Source organism: Marinobacter manganoxydans MnI7-9 (assembly GCF_000235625.1).
Taxonomy (GTDB): Bacteria; Pseudomonadota; Gammaproteobacteria; order Pseudomonadales; family Oleiphilaceae; genus Marinobacter; species Marinobacter manganoxydans.
Genome location: NZ_AGTR01000026.1, coordinates 85,827 through 103,922, shown reverse-complemented (window position 1 = coordinate 103,922; position 18,096 = coordinate 85,827). Strand labels below are relative to the sequence as shown.

Sequence of the window (18,096 nt, the reverse complement as noted above, 5' to 3'; positions counted from 1 at the left end):
TCGGCGCTTTGTTTTTATAGAACCATTCTCTTCGGATTCGCACTTGTTTCTCGAGACTCAGCAGCTCTCCACCGATAACGCCGTAGGCGCGGGCCGCGTCGCACTTGCCTTCGAATATGATGGGCGTGGGTTTCATGGCTGGCAGCTCCAGAAATCCGGTGTCCGATCTGTAGAAGCGGAACTGACGGCAGCGGTGGCAAAGGTTGCGAACCATCCAGTTGATCTGGTGTGTGCGGGCCGTACCGATGCCGGCGTACACGCCAGCTATCAAATTGCTCATTTTGACACTCCGTCTGTCCGTAACCTGCGCTCCTGGGTTATGGGTATAAACACGGCGCTGCCCGATGACATTTCCGTGCACTGGGCCGGAAACGGAGTCGGTGATTTCCACGCTCGATTTTCCGCGACCTATCGGCGTTACCGTTACATCATCTACAACCATCCAGTGCGTCCGGGTATACAGCGGGGCCAGGTAAGCTGGACCTTCCGCCCACTGGACGCAGATCGTATGCACAGGGCCGCCCAGGCATTGGCGGGAGAGCATGACTTTTCCTCTTTCCGTGCGGCCGGATGCCAGTCTCGAACACCGATTCGGTTTCTGGAACGTATTTCGGTAACCCGGAAACGGGATTTTGTCGTAATAGACGTGCAGGCCAACGCGTTTTTGCACCACATGGTCCGGAATATCGCCGGTGCCCTGATGGCGGTTGGTTCGGGAAAGCAGCGACCGGAGTGGATTCATGAGATACTGGTCGCCAGAGATCGGACAGCTGCAGGTGTAACAGCGCCTCCCCATGGTCTGTATCTGGTCGATGTGGGGTACCCGGACGAATTAGGGATTCCCGCTGTCGAGTGCGGCCCGGGCTTTCTGCGGCCCTGGTTCACTCGGGAAGAAAACAGTCCGTTCACCCCAACACACATCCATGTCAAACAGCGGGTTCCGAGCCAATGAGCGCAAGGGTCAAAATTTGCGGCCTTACCCGCCCCGAGGATATCGACGGGGCTGTTCAATTCGGCGCCGACGCCCTGGGCCTGGTTTTTTATGAGCCGAGTCCCCGGTCAGTGTCATTGGATCAGGCCGCCGAGTTGGTAAAGCGTGTTCCGGCGTTCATGTCGGTGGTCGGATTATTTGTTAATCCATCCAGGCAGGAAGTCGAGGCGGTTCTCGAGCGGGTGCCACTGGATTTGCTGCAGTTTCATGGCGACGAATCGGCGGATTTCTGTGCCAGTTTTGGTCGACGCTGGATCAAGGCCATCAGGGTCCGAGAGGCGGGGCAGATTGAAGCTGCCTTCGAGGAGTTTCACAATGCTTCCGGCCTGCTGGTCGACGCCTGGGATCCAGACCGGTATGGAGGCACAGGAAAATCGTTTAACTGGGATCTGATCCCTGACTACCGGCCGCTTCCGATCATATTGGCCGGGGGTTTGTCATCTGATAACGTATTTGCCGCTGTGAAACAGGTGAAACCCTGGGCTGTAGATGTCAGTGGCGGTGTTGAACAGGACAAAGGCATCAAGGATATCCAGAAAATTTCTCATTTTATTAAAGAGGTTCACCGTGTCTGTAAAACTGACTGAAGAAATGCTGAGCGCACTGCCGGACGCGCGGGGTCACTTCGGCGCCTTTGGTGGGCGATTTGTTTCCGAGACTCTGATGGATTCCCTGATGACGCTCGAGAAAGAATACGCCCGCCTGAAGAAGGATCCGGAATTCCAGGCGCGGTTCGACAAGGAACTGGCGGATTATGTTGGCCGGCCAACCCCGCTGTATTTCGCCGAGCGTCTCAGCCGTGAAACCGGCGGCGCCCAGATCTGGCTCAAGCGTGAAGATCTTTGTCACACCGGTGCCCATAAGGTGAACAACACGATCGGCCAGGCGCTGCTTGCCAGTTTCCTCGGTAAAAAGCGGATCATTGCCGAAACCGGTGCGGGTCAGCACGGTGTTGCCACTGCCACTGTTTGCGCGCGTCTGGGTCTTGAATGCCATGTGTTCATGGGCGCGGAGGATGTCCAGCGACAGTCTCTGAACGTGTTCCGGATGAAGCTTCTGGGCGCGACGGTACATGCCGTTCAGGGTGGCACCAAAACCCTAAAGGATGCCATGAACGATGCGATGCGTGACTGGGTGGCTCACGTGGACGACACTTTCTATATCATTGGTACCGTTGCGGGGCCGCATCCATATCCGCTGCTGGTCCGGGATTTCCAGTCGGTAATCGGTCGGGAAACCCGTCGTCAGGCGCTGGAGAAAACCGGCAAGTTGCCGGATGCCCTGGTCGCTTGTGTGGGTGGTGGTTCCAACGCCATTGGCATGTTCTATCCGTTCCTTTCTGACGAATCGGTACAGCTTTACGGTGTCGAGGCTGGCGGCCTGGGCATTGATACTGGCAAACACGCGGCACCACTCTGTGCCGGTCGTCCTGGCGTGCTTCACGGTAACCGCACCTACCTGATGGAGGACGAAAATGGCCAGATCGCAGGTACGCATTCGGTGAGTGCCGGCCTGGACTATCCAGGGGTGGGTCCAGAGCACAGCTGGTTGAAGGACATTGGCCGTGCCAATTATGTGTCCGTTACCGATGACGAAGCGATGGAAGGGTTCCGGAAATTGACCCGCGTCGAGGGCATTATGCCCGCGCTGGAAACGGCTCACGCTGTCGCTTATGCCATCAAACTGGCGGCGACCATGGACAAAGACCAGACCGTTGTCATTAACGTTTCCGGGCGTGGCGACAAGGACATTAACACGGTTGCCAAGCTTGAAGGCATCGAGATCTGAAGAATTAACAGGAGCAGGCATGAGCCGAATTGAAGGGGTCCTCAAGGCCCTGAAAGGACAAGGTCGTAAGGCACTTATTCCCTATATTACTGCCGGTGACCCGCATCCCGATGTCACGGTAGATCTGATGCACACGCTGGTTGAGGCGGGGGCAGATATTATCGAGCTGGGGGTGCCGTTCTCTGACCCCATGGCAGACGGCCCGGTAATCCAGCTTGCCTGTGAGCGGGCCCTGGTGCACGGTACCTCGCTGAGGCAGGTGATTGCCATGGTCAAGGAGTTCCGGAAGTCAGACGACGCAACTCCGGTGGTTTTGATGGGCTACCTGAACCCGATGGAAGCCATGGGCTACGAGCGTTTTGCGGATGCTGCCAAGGATGCTGGCGTCGACGGCATTCTGACCGTTGACTTGCCACCGGAAGAGGCCGACGAGGTTGCTCCGCTGTTCACCCAGCGAAATCTCGACGCCATCTTCCTGCTTTCACCAACCACGACCGATGACCGGATCCGGGCAATCAGTGAGCACTCCTCCGGTTATGTGTACTATGTTTCTATCAAGGGTGTGACGGGATCGGCCACCATCAACGTGGAAGAGGTAGCTGCCAAGGTGAATCATATTCACGAACTGACAGCTCTCCCGGTGGGTGTTGGTTTCGGTATTCGTGATGCGGAAACTGCCGCGGCGGTCGGTCGGGTATCCGATGGTGTAATTGTTGGCAGCGTCCTGGTCGATACAATAGCCAGAAATCAGGCAGATACCGACCAGCTCAAGCGGGCATTGACGGATCTGCTCCACCCGATGCGTGAAGCACTGGACAGTCTCGCCTCCTGAATGAAGGGGAGGAGGGCAAACAGGCGTCAAAGGACAGGATGAGACCATGAGTAACTGGCTGGACAAGATAATGCCGAGCAAGATTCGCTCGGAGTCGAAACAGAGAACGGGCGTTCCTGAGGGGTTGTGGAAGAAATGCCCCAAATGCGGTGCCTTTCTCTACAAGCCGGAACTTGAGAAAAACCTGGATGTTTGCCCCAAATGCAACCACCACCTGAGGGTGACTGCGCGTCGGCGCCTCGAAATTTTTCTTGATCCGGAGGGTCGTGAAGAAGTTGCCGCTGAGCTTGAGCCTTGGGACCGATTGAAGTTCAAGGATAGTAAGCGGTACAAAGATCGTTTGTCCCAGGCGCAGAAAGCCACTGGGGAAAAGGATGCCCTCGTAGCAATGAAAGGCACGACGCTCGGGGTTCCTTTAGTTGCCTGCGCGTTCGAATTTGGATTCCTTGGTGGCTCTATGGGGCAAGTGGTCGGGGAGAAGTTTGTCCAGGCCGCAAATGTTGCTCTCAAGGAGCGTATCCCGTTGGTCTGCTTCTCAGCCAGCGGCGGCGCCCGCATGCAGGAAGCGATCCTGTCATTGATGCAGATGTCGAAGACAGCCGCTGTGCTTGAGAGGATGAAAGTTGAGGGTATTCCCTATATCTCTGTGATGACGGACCCTGTCTTCGGTGGCGTGTCCGCCAGTCTGGCCATGCTGGGGGATCTCAACATTGCAGAGCCAAACGCATTGATCGGCTTCGCCGGCCCCCGGGTTATCGAACAGACGGTTCGTGAAAAACTGCCGGAAGGTTTCCAGCGTAGTGAGTTCCTGCTTGAGCACGGCGCGATTGACATGATTCTCCATCGCCACCAGATGCGCGAACGCATTGCTCATGTGCTGGCCAAGTTTACCGGCCAGGAGCGCCCGGGAACCGAAGACCCGATCGAGTTTGAAGTCTCGGAGAAGCCCGAAACCGATGCCCCTGCCGAGTAACCCTGCAGACCAGCCCCCGGCATCGCCGGGGGCTGGTGCCACCGTCGATCAGTGGCTTACCTACCTGGAAGCGATACACCCTACAGAGATTGATCTTGGCCTGGACCGGGTCCTCGTGGTCCTGCGGCGGTTGTTCCGACGAAAGCCGTCCGCCCGGATCATCACTGTGGCTGGCACTAACGGCAAAGGCAGCGCGGTTGCTACTGTTGAGGCGCTTTTGCGCGCGGCTGGCCGCCGGACTGGCGCCTACACCTCGCCCCATCTACAACGCTATAACGAACGTGTGCGTCTTAATGGTGAGGATATCTCCGACGACGCGCTTGTCAGCGCGTTCGAAGCCGTTGAAGAATCACGCGGAAACGTCTCTCTCACCTATTTTGAATTCGGAACCCTTGCCGCCTTCGTGGCCTTTGCCAATGCGGGCCTCGACGACTGGGTGCTGGAGGTTGGCCTGGGTGGGCGGCTGGATGCTGTCAATGTCCTGGACGCGGATTTTGCCATCCTGACATCGGTGGACATCGATCATGTTGCCTTCCTTGGCGACAATCGCGAAGTCATCGGGTTTGAAAAGGCCGGTGTCCTTAGGCCGGGCATCCCCTCGGTCTATGCCGATTCCGATCCGCCACGTTCGGTGCTCCAGCAGGCCACTGCGCAGAAAGTCGAACTGGCTCTGCTGGGGCGTGATTATGAGCTGGTGACTGAGCAGCGAGCAGGCGATGATGCTCCGGCGGTAGAGCTTCGCCATAAAGGCCGGGCGATTCGTCTGCCCGCCGGTCCATTGCCGATCAAAAGCGTGGCAGCCGCCGTGGTTGCCATACGCGAGCTTGAACCGAACCTGCCGGTACCAGTCATTGAGCAGGTGCTTTCAGGTCTGAGTGTACCCGGGCGTTTCGAGCGTGTTGGTTCCGCACCGGATATCTTCCTGGATGTTGGCCATAACCCTCATGCTGCCGGTTGGTTGTCTGGTCAGCTGAGTCAACTAAAATCCCCGGGCAGACGGGTGCATGGTGTTTATGGCGCCCTCGCTGACAAGGACGTGGCAGGTGTGGGCAGAGCCATGGTTGATGTGGTCGATGCCTGGTATCTGGCCGGTCTCAAGGTACCAAGAGGCCTGTCCGGTCAAGACCTGCAAGCAAGACTGTCCGATTCAGGGATCCAGGCGACGGCTTTTGAATCCGTGCGGGAGGGCTTGGTTTCAGCATTGGCCGTGGCTGACCCGAACGATCTTGTGGTTGTGTTCGGTTCTTTCTTCACGGTCGCTGAAGCACGCGAGATTCTGCTCGCTGGCAAGGTAGCCGGAAGCTAGGCAGGCCGCCTTAAACTTTGTCCATGGCCGTGCCTGACACTTTGAGTTCCGCTTGCCGGCCAGTTAGTATCTGCGCATGGGTGCCCGTCGGGGCGCAGTCATAACAGTTGGGAGCCTAGCAACGTGGATGGACTGAAACAGAGAATAATCGGGGCGCTGGTACTTGTTTCCCTGGCGGTTATCTTTGTTCCCATGCTTTTTGATGAGCCTCATTCCGAGCGCACGTCCACAACCATCAAGATTCCGGAAGAGCCGCCTTTCCCTGAAGTGGAAGCGCCCGAATCGGAATTGGCGCCGGCGCCGTCTTACGGTCTTGAGTCCAGCGATAGCGGCCTGGCAGCACCCTCAAGCGCGCAAGAAGCAGGGGATTCCCCGGGTTATCGTATCCTCGAAGAGGCGCCTGGCCAGGATGAGATGCAGGACGTAACCGATTCGTCCGATGCTGCCCAGCCCGAGAGCGGCAACGCTCAGGAATCCACCAATGAGCCGGCTCAGACATCTGAACAGACCTCGGAGAATGCTGCCACAGAAGCTGCAGAGTATGAGCGGTCGCTGGATGGCGCCTGGGTGGTGCAGTTGGGCAGCTTTGGCAATGCCGACAACGCCCGACGCTTGAGAGATCAGGTCCGGGAAAAGGGCTATGGCTCGCATCTTCAGGAGGTTGTCCGCGGCGACACAACGCTGACAAGGGTCTTCAGCGGGCCCTTTGCGTCAAAAACCGAGGCCGAATCCGCCAAAAGGGCTCTGGACGATGCCTTTGGTCTTAACAGCCTGGTGACCTCCGGCGAAAAATAACGCCCGGGGTCCGGTTTATGTGTGTCTTGCGGTTTGGCGAACCGGGGTTTCCTGATAGAATTCGCGCTTCCTTTTCTCCACCGGGTTTTCAATGGAAGCGCTGATCTGGATTGACTGGGTCATTATCGCCCTGATTACAGTTTCCACCCTCATCAGTCTGAAACGGGGTTTTGTACGGGAAGCCCTCTCGCTGGTGACCTGGGTGGGCGCGTTTATCCTGGCCAGAACCTTCCACCCCCAGATGCAGTCCCTGCTGGAGAGCACGGTTGAAACACCGCTTGTCCGGCTGATTGCTGCTTTTGCCATACTTTTCTTTGGAACGCTCATCGTCGGTGCCATCATCAACAACATGATCGGTCATCTGATTCGAGCTACCGGCTTGTCGGCCACCGATCGGGTGCTTGGAATGGGTTTTGGCCTTTTGCGGGGCGTGGTGGTGGTGATCGTTGCGATTGCATTTACCCGTTACACACCGCTGGCCCAGGATACCTGGTGGCGAACCTCGATCATTATCGATCGCCTGGCGGTGGTTGAAGACTGGTCCAGACGGACCCTGGGCGATGAATTTGCGCGCTTTCTTGGGCCTGCGCCTGAAAACGCGCCGGAACCGGATTCCGTTACAGAGCAGGAAGGCGTGGAACCCGCGTCCGTGTCCCGCTAACATTCAGTTTTAACACTCGGAGATACACTTATCCATGTGTGGCATTGTCGGCATCGTCAGTACTTCCAACGTCAATCAGTCGCTCTATGATGCGCTGACTGTACTTCAGCACCGGGGCCAGGACGCGGCGGGCATTGTGACATTTCAGGATGAACGGTTTTTCCTCCGCAAGGACAATGGCCTGGTACGGGATGTTTTCCATACCCGTCATATGCGTCGTCTGGTGGGCAACGTGGGTATAGGCCACGTGCGCTATCCGACTGCTGGCAGTTCCAGCTCCGCCGAAGCCCAGCCGTTCTATGTGAACAGCCCGTATGGCATTACACTGGCTCACAACGGCAACCTGACCAATGCTGATGATCTCAGCAAGGACCTGTTCCGGACCGATCTGCGCCACATCAACACGAACTCCGACTCGGAAGTGCTGTTGAACGTGTTCGCCCATGAATTGCAGAAGCTTGGCAAGCTGGACCCGACCAAGGATGAGATCTTCTCTGCGGTGAGCGCGGTTCATAAACGCTGCCGGGGTGCCTACGCCGTTATTGCCATGATTACCGGCTATGGCATTGTTGGCTTCCGGGACCCGAATGGTATCCGGCCTGCCTGCTACGGCGAACGCACCGATGAGAATGGCCGCAAGGAATACATGATTGCCTCTGAAAGCGTTGCCCTGAACGCAGCGGGCTACACCCTCGTGCGCGATATTGCCCCGGGCGAGGCGGTCTATATCGAAACTGACGGTACCCTCTACACCCGCCAGTGCGCCGACCAGCCGCATCTGTACCCGTGCATTTTCGAACACGTGTATTTCGCCCGGCCTGACTCCATCATAGACAAGGTGTCCGTTTACAAGGCTCGCCTGCGCATGGGCGAAACCCTCGCGGAGAAAGTGCTCCGCGAGACACCGGATCACGATATCGACGTTGTCATGCCGATTCCGGACACCAGCCGAACGTCGGCCATGCAGATGGCGCATCGTCTGGGGGTGAAATTCCGTGAAGGCTTTATCAAAAACCGCTACATCGGCCGGACATTCATCATGCCGGGCCAGAAAATGCGCAAGAAATCGGTCCGACAGAAGCTTAACCCGATCGATCTGGAGTTTCGTGGCAAAAACGTGATGCTGGTGGATGATTCCATCGTTCGCGGTACCACCTGCAAGGAAATCGTCCAGATGGCTCGGGATGCCGGTGCCCGTAAGGTCTATTTTGCGTCTGCGGCGCCTCCAGTTCGCTACCCGAACGTGTATGGTATCGACATGCCCTCCGCCAGTGAGCTGATTGCCCACGGGCGCACCGTAGAGCAAATCCGGGAACTGATTGGTGCCGACTGGCTGCTCTATCAGGATCTGGAGGACCTTATAACCTGCGTCAGTGAAGTGAACGATGACATTGAGGGATGGGAGTGCTCGGTATTCACTGGCGATTATGTGACCGGTGATGTCGATGAAGCGTATCTGAGCCGCATTGACGGCTTGCGCAATGACGAAAAGCGATCCGAAAGTGCCGGTGGTGCTGACGGGGACAATGGCATTATCGACTTGCATAACGACGAAGACTGAACGCCGCTTTCAGGCAGGAGATGTAGATGACTTTTCGCCGCGAAGAAACTGTCTGGATCCCGGAGTCCGACCTGGACGGGATGTCCGTGGACACCCTGGCCGTGAGGGCAGGGCAGATCCGCACCGGGCAGCTTGAGCACAGCGACGCGATATTCCCCACGTCCAGCTTCGTTTATGGCAGCGCGGCCCAGGCGGCGGCGCGATTTGGCGGCGAAGAGCCCGGAAACATCTACTCCAGGTTTACCAACCCTACGGTCCAGGCGTTTGAAGGTCGGATCGCGGCCATGGAAGGCGGTGAACGTGCCGTCGCCACCGCATCCGGTATGTCTGCGATCCTGAGCACCTGCATGGCGCTACTGAAGAGCGGCGATCATGTGATCTGCTCCCGGGGTGTGTTCGGCACCACCAACGTGTTGTTCCAGAAATACATGGCACGTTTCGGGGTGGAAACCACGTTTGTCAGTCTGACGGATATGGAAGAGTGGCAGGCTTCGATCCGTCCCGAAACCCGGATGCTGTTTATTGAAACGCCGTCCAATCCGCTGTGCGAAGTGGCCGATATGGAGATCCTGGGGCAGCTGGCAAGAGACAACGACGCCCTGTTCGTAGTCGATAACTGCTTCTGCACGCCGGTGCTCCAGCGCCCGCTGGAGCAGGGCGCAGACATCGTGATTCACTCGGCGACCAAATATCTGGATGGTCAGGGTCGCTGCGTGGGAGGCGTCGTGGTCGGATCAGAGAAGATGATGGAAGAGGTCTATGGCTTCCTTCGTTCTGCCGGCCCCACCATGAGCCCCTTCAACGCCTGGGTGTTTCAGAAGGGCCTGGAAACCTTACCAATTCGTATGCGCGCCCACTGTGACAATGCGTTAGAGTTGGCCCTGTGGCTGGAGCAACAGCCGGCAGTTGAACGTGTTTTCTATGCCGGGCTCCAGAGTCATCCGCAACATGAGCTGGCGAAAAAGCAGCAGACCGGATTTGGTGGTGTGCTGTCGTTCCAGCTCAAGGGTGCGCGGGAGGAGGCATGGCGCTTCATCGATGGCACCCGGATGATCTCCATCACCGCAAACCTCGGTGACGTCAAGACCACGATCACCCACCCGGCCACAACCACTCACGGGCGACTATCCCCGGAGGATAAGGCGCGGGCCGGGATCACGGAGAATCTGGTACGGATTTCCGTGGGGATCGAAGCCGTAGAAGACCTGAAAACCGATCTTGAACGCGGCTTTCAGGCGCTTCGGAACGAAAGCACCGATAACGTCTGAGCATTCATGGCCGAATCTGCAAAAGCGAAGAAAGCACCACAGGAACTGACAGAGAAGCAGCAGCGCTTTCGCCGGCTGGCCGCCCAGGGCGCTCGCGAAGGCGCCGTCATCGCGCTTATTGCCCTTTGCATCTACCTTTCCATGGCACTGGTTACCTTTAGCCCGTCAGATCCGGGCTGGGCCAGTATCGGTCATGACACCAGTGTGCAGAATTATGCGGGCCGCACTGGTGCCTGGCTCGCCAGCCTTTTCATGGATTTCTTCGGCCACGTTGCCTATCTGTTCCCGGTCATGATTGCGGGATACGCGTTGATGCTCATCCGTCGGCGTAACGATTCCCTGGATCTGCACTGGCCACTCTTCATGATGCGCTTCGGTGGCTTCTTGCTGATTCTTCTCTCGGCAACCAGTCTGTTGTCACTGTATTCCGTGTTTGGTCTGGGGGCGTCCTCGGGCGGAGTCCTTGGAACGGCTGTTGCCGACGCTATGGTGCGGTTTTTCAACCTGCCGGCAACAACCCTGCTGCTGATTGCCATTTTCCTGTTCGCGTTAACGGTTACTACCGGTCTCTCCTGGTTCTGGCTGATGGATCAGGTGGGCGGTTTGACTCTCAGAACGGGCCTTGCCATCAAAGGCCTTTTCAAAGGCAAGCCCAAGTCGGAAAAGCCAGAGCCCAAAGCAGAACCGAAAGCTGAGCCACCTGTGGTCAAGGACCGTGTGCCGGCCATGGACAGCAAACGGCAAAAAGCAGATGCCGACAAACCATGCTGGTGGCAACGGATTCCAGGCTTTGGGCCGAAGAAGCCAAAAGCCCCGAAGCCCGAGTCGAAGCCAGAAACCGGTCGAAAAGAGCCCGCGTTGGATGGTCTCTCTGCCGAAGTTGACCCGGAACCTGCAAGGCTCGAAAGCTTCAGTTCACGGGATGAGGCTCCTGTCGCTAACGGGAAACCCGCCAAACCCGAGGCATCTCCTCAGTCTGCCGGACGGTCGCTGAAGATTTCGCCCTTCAAGAAGGACGAACAGCCGACCCAGTCCAAAGACAAGGGCAACAAGCAGCCTTCATTGCTGGAAGATATTGAAAGCCCGATTCCACCGATTTCTCTTCTGGACCCGCCGGAGGAGCATAAGGAAAGAGGCTACTCCGAAGAATCCCTGGAACATATGTCACGGCTGCTAGAGGAAAAGCTGGGGGATTTCGGGGTATCCGTTGAAGTAGTCGAGGTCAATCCCGGCCCGGTCATTACCCGGTTTGAGATCAAGCCGGCTCCAGGTGTGAAGGTCAGCAAGATTTCCAACCTCGCAAAGGACCTGGCCCGCTCACTGGCGGTACTGAGCGTTCGGGTAGTCGAGGTGATTCCTGGCAAGTCTGTGGTCGGTATCGAGATTCCCAACGAAGAACGGGAAATGGTCCGGCTCAGTGAAGTGCTTGGCGCGCGGGTGTTTCAGGAGTCGAACTCACCGCTGACCCTGGCACTGGGTAACGACATTGGCGGCAACCCGATGGTTGCCAATCTCTCCAAAATGCCGCACCTGCTGGTGGCGGGCACCACCGGTTCCGGTAAATCGGTCGGCGTCAATGCCATGCTGCTCAGCATGCTGCTGAAGGCAGGCCCGGAAGAGGTCCGCTTTATCATGGTGGACCCCAAGATGCTTGAACTGAGCATCTACGACGGCATTCCGCACCTGCTGGCGCCGGTGGTCACCGACATGAAGGAGGCGGCCAACGCACTACGCTGGTGTGTCGCTGAAATGGAGCGCCGGTACAAGCTCATGGCCAGCCTCGGGGTCCGTAACCTGGCGGGCTACAACCGCAAGATCAAAGACGCCAGGGCCGCCGGTGAACCATTACTGGACCCGTTCTGGAAGCCGGACGAATACCTTGCCAACGACGAGCAGGAGCGCCCCGAGCTGGACACTCTTCCCTTCATCGTCGTGGTGATTGATGAATTCGCCGACATGATGATGATCGTCGGCAAGAAAGTTGAGGAACTGATTGCCCGGATCGCGCAAAAGGCGCGGGCGGCCGGTATTCACTTGATCCTTGCCACCCAGCGGCCATCGGTGGATGTAATCACCGGCCTGATCAAGGCCAACATTCCGACCCGGATGTCGTTCCAGGTCTCGTCCAAGATCGATTCGCGTACGGTGCTGGATCAGGGTGGTGCCGAGCAGCTCCTGGGGCATGGTGACATGCTTTACCTGCCACCGGGTTCGGGTCTGCCAGTACGAGTGCATGGTGCGTTTGTGGATGACGATGAGGTCCATCGCGTGGTGAGTGCCTGGAAAGCTCGGGGTGAGCCCGTATACGTGGACGATGTTCTCAATGGTGCTGAAGGCGAGAGCCTGCCGGGCGTTCCCAACCTCTCGGAAGGAGGCGGGGATAGTGAAGGGGATGCCCTTTACGACGAGGCCGTTGCGTTCGTTACCGAAGGGCGGCGCGTTTCGATTTCTTCGGTACAGCGAAAATTCAAGATCGGGTACAACCGGGCAGCGAACCTGGTTGATGCCATGGAAGCATCCGGCGTGGTAAGCGCCGCAGGCCACAACGGGGCACGTGAAGTTCTGGCTCCGCCGCCACCCAGAGATTAGGAGTAACAAGCAATGGGACGATCTTTTGTGAAATGCCTGGCCACCCTGGTCATGGCGGTGTTTATTGCCGGCCCTCTGAGTGCGAGTGAGGGCAGCGACAGCGCGAACGAGTTGGCCTCGTTGCTGAAGGGCTACGAGTCCTACCAGGCGGATTTTATCCAGATTGTTGTTAACGAGAATGGCAACAAGGTTCAGGAAACCCGTGGCTCCCTGAAGGCCAAGCGCCCCGGGCTGTTCTACTGGGAGACCAGTGCGCCTTTGTCGCAGTTTATTGTCAGTAATGGCGAAACCGTGGAGGTTTACGATCCGGACCTGGAACAGGTCACGATCCACAATCTCGACGATCGAGTGCAATCCACACCCGCGCTTTTACTGAGCGGTGAGGTGGATAATCTGGAGGATACCTACAGGGTGTCCGGTCGCCAGATAGGCGACAACACCCGTGAATTTACTCTGGAGCCAAGAAGCCCGGACTCCCTCTTTACGTCCCTCAGGCTGACGTTCTTCAAGGGTGAGCTCCAGGAGATGCGTATGCAGGATTCCCTGGCACAGCTCAGCGTACTGAGTTTCGACCGGATCAGGCTGAACGAACCGGTTGAAGCGGGTGCGTTCACCCTCGACTATCCGGAGGGTGTGGATATTATCCGGGACGGGGCCTGATGCAGGACAGTCTGTTCGCGGAATCCGCGGGTTTTCGGCCGCTGGCCGCGAGAATGCGGCCGGCAAGCCTGAATGACTATGTGGGCCAGGCTCATCTGGTCGGGCCCGGCAAACCGCTGCGGCGCGCTGTTGAGCAGGGCCAGCTTCACTCGATGATCCTCTGGGGCCCTCCCGGAGTCGGTAAAACCACCTTCGCCCAACTACTGGCCAATGTCAGCGATCTCAGTTTCGAGACGGTTTCGGCCGTACTGAGCGGTGTGAAAGAGATCCGGGCCGTTGTTGAGCGGGCACGTAATCGCAAGCAGTCACAGGGTCGGGACACTCTGTTGTTCGTGGATGAGGTTCACCGCTTCAACAAAAGCCAGCAGGACGCGTTTCTTCCCCACATTGAAGACGGTACCTTCATCTTCGTTGGTGCGACCACTGAGAATCCCTCTTTTGAGCTGAACAGTGCGTTGCTTTCCAGAACACGTGTCTACGTGCTCAAGAACCTTGAGGAAGAGGACATCCTTCAGTTGCTACGCCGCGCGCTGACAGTTGATGAAGGATTTGGTGGACGCCTGCGAGTTGATGAAGACGTGCTGACCCTGATGGCGGCCGCGTCTGGTGGCGATGCCCGCCGTGCTCTCAATATCCTGGAAGTGGCGGCTGACCTGGCAGAGCCGGATGAGGCCGGCACGGATCGGGTAACGGCGGATCAGCTTGAGCAGGTCATGCAGACCAGCCTCCGCCGGTTCGACAAGGGCGGTGACGTATTCTACGACCAGATCTCAGCGTTGCATAAATCCGTTCGCGGATCAGATCCGGACGGCTCGCTGTATTGGCTGTGCCGGATGCTCGATGGCGGCTGTGATCCGCTCTACGTTGCCCGCCGTCTGGTACGGATAGCCAGTGAGGACATCGGTAATGCCGATCCGCGGGCCCTGCAGCTAAGCATGGAAGCCTGGGACGCTCAGGAACGCCTGGGGTCTCCAGAAGGGGAGCTGGCGCTGGCCCAGGCGGTGACCTACCTGGCCCTGGCGCCCAAGAGCAACGCGGTTTACAACGCCTTCAATCGGTGTATGGCCGACATCCGCCAGGACCCGGACTATGAAGTGCCGGTGCACCTGCGCAATGCGCCCACCAAGCTGATGAAGAGCATGGGCCATGGGGATACTTATCGGTACGCTCATGATGAACCCGAAGCCTTCGCCGCCGGGGAGTCCTACCTGCCCGAGGCCATTCATGAGCGCCGCTACTACGAGCCCGTAAACCGCGGTCTCGAGATAAAACTGGCTGAAAAACGCCAGCGTCTGGATTCCCGCAACGCCGAAAGCCCCCGCAAACGCTACACCTGAGCCTTTTTTCGGCGGTAGCCACGAGCGCCAGTGCAGGTATAATGGCCAGTCATTCAAAACATCGCTAACCGGAAGATTCAGGATAATCATGCTCGATCCCAAACGTGTCCGCACCCAGACAGAAGAGATCGCCCGTCGGCTGACCATCAAGAATTTCGAATTCGATACCGCCACCTTCGAGCAGCTTGAGGAACGCCGCCGTGCCCTTCAGGTGAGCACGGAAAACCTGCAGAGCGAGCAGAACAAGCGGTCGAAGTCGATCGGCAAGGCCAAGGCTGCCGGCGAGGACATCCAGCCGCTGTTGGACGAGGTGGAAGACCTGAAGAAACAGAAGTCTGAAGCCGAAGACGAGCTCCGCACTCTCCAGGAGGAGCTCAACGCCTTCCTGGCCGGTATCCCGAATCTCCCGGATGAAGATGTACCAGCCGGCGAGAGTGAAGACGATAACGTTCAGATTCGCACCTGGGGCACGCCCAGGAGCTTTGATTTCGAGCCCAGGGACCACGTTGCCCTGGGTGAGAGTCTGAAAGGCCTGGACTTCGAGACCGCGACCCGCCTGGCCCATTCGCGCTTTGCCGTCATGCGTGGCCCGGTGGCACGGCTGCACAGGGCTCTGGCCCAGTTCATGCTGGATCTGCACACACAGGAACATGGCTACCTGGAGACCTACGTACCATATCTGGTTAATGCCGATAGCCTTTACGGAACAGGCCAACTGCCGAAGTTTGAGGAAGACCTGTTCAAAACGGAAGGCGAGCATCCGCTGTACCTGATTCCCACTGCGGAAGTGCCTGCCACCAACCTGGTATCGGATTCTATTCTTGATGCCGCTGAGCTGCCGCTGCAGATGGTTTGCCACACGCCATGCTTCCGCAGTGAAGCGGGTTCTTACGGCCGGGATACTCGCGGCATGATCCGTCAGCACCAGTTCGACAAAGTGGAGCTGGTACAGGTGGTTCGTCCGGAGGATTCAGATGCCGCGCTGGAAGCCCTGACTGGCCATGCCGAAAAGGTGCTGCAGTTGCTGGAGCTGCCTTACCGCGTGGTTGCACTCTGTGGAGGCGACATGGGCTTTTCGGCGGCCAAGACCTATGACCTGGAAGTCTGGCTGCCGGGGCAGGACAAGTTCCGTGAAATCTCTTCCTGCTCCAATACCCGTGATTTCCAGGCACGCCGCATGCATGCCCGTTGGCGTAACCCGGAAACCGGAAAGCCCGAACCCGTCCACACCCTGAACGGTTCGGGGCTTGCCGTTGGTCGTGCACTGATTGCGGTCATGGAGAATTACCAGCAGGCTGACGGCAGCATTGTGGTTCCGGAGGTTCTCAAGCCGTATATGGGAGGCGTCGACAGAATCCAATGAGTGATCAGCCAGATAACGCACCAGGGAAGGGCGTTGGTGCAACCCCTGCACCAGTAAGGTACAGGGTTAATCCGGTAACTTCGAACCCGAACACATCCGCGGGTGAGGTTGCCCTGGTCGGGGCCGGGCCAGGAGACCCTGAACTGCTGACACTCAAGGCCTGGAGGTTGATTACTTCTGCCGAGGTCGTGCTCTACGATCGTCTGGTTTCCCCGGAAATACTGGCCATGATCCCGGACACCGCCGAGATGGTTCACGTTGGCAAGCAGCGGGCCAACCACACCTTGCCCCAGGATCAGATCAATCAGCGACTGGTGGATCTGGCCAGACAGGGGCGAAAAGTGGTTCGTCTCAAGGGTGGTGATCCGTTTATCTTCGGTCGCGGTGGCGAAGAGATTGAAACCCTCGCCGATGCCGGCGTCCGATTTCAGGTTGTGCCGGGTATAACCGCCGCGTCCGGCTGCGCGGCCTACGCCGGAATCCCACTCACCCATCGGGATTATGCCCAGTCAGTCCGGTTCGTGACCGGCCATCTGAAGAATGATACCTGCGATCTACCCTGGAAGGACTTTGTCCAGAACAACCAGACCCTGGTGTTCTACATGGGGCTGGTTGGCCTGCCGATTATCTGCCGGCAGTTGGTCGCCCACGGTATGTCCCAGGAAATGCCCGTGGCGTTGGTCTCGAAGGGGACAACGAGGGATCAGCGCGTGGTTACAGGGAATCTCTGCAACATCGTTGAAAGAGTAGAGGCGGAAGCGGTCCAGCCGCCAACACTGGTTATTATCGGCCAAGTAGTCGCGCTGAGAGAAAGGCTGGACTGGATAGGTGGGGTTATGACAACGGGGAGCTGAGGCTCCCCGTTTTATATCATGCTTTGATCAGCCGATCTTGCGCTTGGGCAAGACATCCTTCAACTTATCGCGCATATCCCGAATGGCCTTTTCGGTGGTTGGCCAGTCGATACAGGCATCGGTCACCGATACGCCGTACTTGAGATCTGCCAGATTCTCGGGAATGGACTGGTTACCCCAGTTGATGTTGCTCTCCACCATCAGGCTCTGGATCGAGGTATTGCCTTCCAGGATCTGGTGGGTCACATCCTGCATGACCAGCGGCTGAATGGCCGGGTCCTTGCTGGAGTTGGCATGGCTGCAGTCAATCATCATCGACTTGCGCAAGCCTGCTTTATCCAGCGCCTGTTCGCACAGGGCGACGCTCACGGAATCGTAGTTGGGTTTGCCACCGCCGCCACGAAGAACAACGTGGCCGTAGTTATTGCCTTTGGTGCGGATAATCGCCACCTGTCCCTGCTGGTCGATGCCCAGGAAGCTGTGGGGGTGAGACACGGATTTCATGGCGTTCACCGCAACGTCCAGGCTGCCGTCGGTTCCGTTCTTGAAACCGATCGCCATGGACAGGCCGCTGCTCATCTCGCGGTGAGTCTGCGACTCGGTAGTACGGGCGCCGATGGCGGACCAGGCAATGGTGTCCTGCAGGTACTGCGGGGAGATCGGATCCAGCGCTTCGGTGGCTGCGGGCAGGCCAAGCTCGTTGATATCCAGCAGCAGACGACGACCGATGTGAAGGCCCTGCTCAATATCAAAGGTGTCGTTCAGGTGCGGATCGTTGATGAGGCCTTTCCAGCCAACTGTTGTGCGAGGCTTCTCGAAATAGACACGCATAACGATCAGCAGCGTGTCGCTGACTTCATCGGCAAGCTTCTTCAGGCGCGCGGCGTAATCTCTCGCAGCTTCAACATCGTGAATGGAGCAGGGGCCTACCACGACGAATAGCCGGTGGTCCTTGCCATCCATGATGTCATAGATCGCCTGGCGGCCCTTTGAGACGGTTTCTGCGGCCTTGTCGGAGAGCGGCATCTCCTTCTTCAGCGCTTCAGGAGTGATCAGTGCTTCCTGGCTCGCCACATTCAGATTCTCTAGTTTGTTGCCCGACATGTTGTTCTGCTTCC

The 18,096-nt window shown here is 57.9% G+C and carries 16 protein-coding genes; 15 read left to right on the top strand and 1 reads right to left on the bottom strand.

Going from position 1 to position 18,096, the window contains the following annotated elements:
- Positions 1-43: 43 nt before the first annotated feature.
- From truA to cobA, 15 genes are all read left to right on the top strand, one after another.
- Positions 44-952 (top strand): tRNA pseudouridine(38-40) synthase TruA, encoded by a 909-nt coding sequence (truA, locus tag KYE_RS06865; RefSeq protein WP_008171750.1) that lies wholly within the window; start codon positions 44-46, stop codon positions 950-952.
- Positions 949-1,578: a phosphoribosylanthranilate isomerase gene (locus KYE_RS06860; RefSeq protein ID WP_008171748.1), complete on the top strand. Its 630-nt coding sequence runs from the start codon at positions 949-951 to the stop codon at positions 1,576-1,578. Before truA ends, KYE_RS06860 begins: the two co-directional genes overlap by 4 nt.
- On the top strand, positions 1,571-2,779 hold the full coding sequence (gene trpB / locus KYE_RS06855) for a tryptophan synthase subunit beta (protein ID WP_373274847.1): 1,209 nt from the start codon (positions 1,571-1,573) through the stop codon (positions 2,777-2,779). Before KYE_RS06860 ends, trpB begins: the two co-directional genes overlap by 8 nt.
- Positions 2,780-2,798: 19 nt before the next feature.
- Complete coding sequence (gene trpA, locus KYE_RS06850; protein WP_008171746.1) at positions 2,799-3,611, top strand: tryptophan synthase subunit alpha; 813 nt, start codon at positions 2,799-2,801, stop codon at positions 3,609-3,611.
- A 46-nt stretch (positions 3,612-3,657) separates the two neighbouring features.
- Positions 3,658-4,584, top strand: a complete 927-nt coding sequence (accD, locus tag KYE_RS06845; RefSeq protein WP_008171745.1) for an acetyl-CoA carboxylase, carboxyltransferase subunit beta — start codon at positions 3,658-3,660, stop codon at positions 4,582-4,584.
- Complete coding sequence (folC, locus tag KYE_RS06840; RefSeq protein WP_008171744.1) at positions 4,568-5,890, top strand: bifunctional tetrahydrofolate synthase/dihydrofolate synthase; 1,323 nt, start codon at positions 4,568-4,570, stop codon at positions 5,888-5,890. Before accD ends, folC begins: the two co-directional genes overlap by 17 nt.
- Positions 5,891-6,013: 123 nt before the next feature.
- Positions 6,014-6,685 carry an SPOR domain-containing protein gene (locus KYE_RS06835; RefSeq protein WP_008171743.1) on the top strand — a complete coding sequence of 224 codons (672 nt, stop codon included), beginning with the start codon at positions 6,014-6,016 and terminating at the stop codon, positions 6,683-6,685.
- Between the two features lie 91 nt (positions 6,686-6,776).
- Complete coding sequence (locus KYE_RS06830; RefSeq protein WP_008171742.1) at positions 6,777-7,346, top strand: CvpA family protein; 570 nt, start codon at positions 6,777-6,779, stop codon at positions 7,344-7,346.
- A 34-nt stretch (positions 7,347-7,380) separates the two neighbouring features.
- Positions 7,381-8,907, top strand: a complete 1,527-nt coding sequence (gene purF / locus KYE_RS06825; RefSeq protein ID WP_008171740.1) for an amidophosphoribosyltransferase — start codon at positions 7,381-7,383, stop codon at positions 8,905-8,907.
- 26 nt (positions 8,908-8,933) lie between these two features.
- Positions 8,934-10,175: an O-succinylhomoserine sulfhydrylase gene (locus KYE_RS06820; RefSeq protein ID WP_008171739.1), complete on the top strand. Its 1,242-nt coding sequence runs from the start codon at positions 8,934-8,936 to the stop codon at positions 10,173-10,175.
- 6 nt (positions 10,176-10,181) lie between these two features.
- On the top strand, positions 10,182-12,764 hold the full coding sequence (locus tag KYE_RS22140) for a DNA translocase FtsK (RefSeq protein WP_008171737.1): 2,583 nt from the start codon (positions 10,182-10,184) through the stop codon (positions 12,762-12,764).
- 12 nt (positions 12,765-12,776) lie between these two features.
- On the top strand, positions 12,777-13,424 hold the full coding sequence (lolA, locus tag KYE_RS06810) for an outer membrane lipoprotein chaperone LolA (protein WP_008171735.1): 648 nt from the start codon (positions 12,777-12,779) through the stop codon (positions 13,422-13,424).
- Entirely contained in the window at positions 13,424-14,761 is a 1,338-nt protein-coding gene (locus tag KYE_RS06805; protein WP_008171733.1) for a replication-associated recombination protein A, read from the top strand. The genes lolA and KYE_RS06805 overlap by 1 nt, the downstream gene beginning before the upstream one ends.
- An 88-nt stretch (positions 14,762-14,849) precedes the next feature.
- Positions 14,850-16,124 (top strand): serine--tRNA ligase, encoded by a 1,275-nt coding sequence (gene serS / locus KYE_RS06800; protein WP_008171730.1) that lies wholly within the window; start codon positions 14,850-14,852, stop codon positions 16,122-16,124.
- On the top strand, positions 16,121-16,978 hold the full coding sequence (gene cobA, locus KYE_RS06795; RefSeq protein WP_008171728.1) for a uroporphyrinogen-III C-methyltransferase: 858 nt from the start codon (positions 16,121-16,123) through the stop codon (positions 16,976-16,978). The genes serS and cobA overlap by 4 nt, the downstream gene beginning before the upstream one ends.
- Positions 16,979-17,005: 27 nt before the next feature.
- Here the strand turns inward: cobA and KYE_RS06790 are convergent, their stop codons facing one another.
- The gene (locus tag KYE_RS06790; protein WP_008171726.1) at positions 17,006-18,082 is read right to left on the bottom strand and encodes a 3-deoxy-7-phosphoheptulonate synthase; all 1,077 of its coding nucleotides are present in this window, start codon (positions 18,080-18,082) and stop codon (positions 17,006-17,008) included.
- Positions 18,083-18,096: the final 14 nt, after the last annotated feature.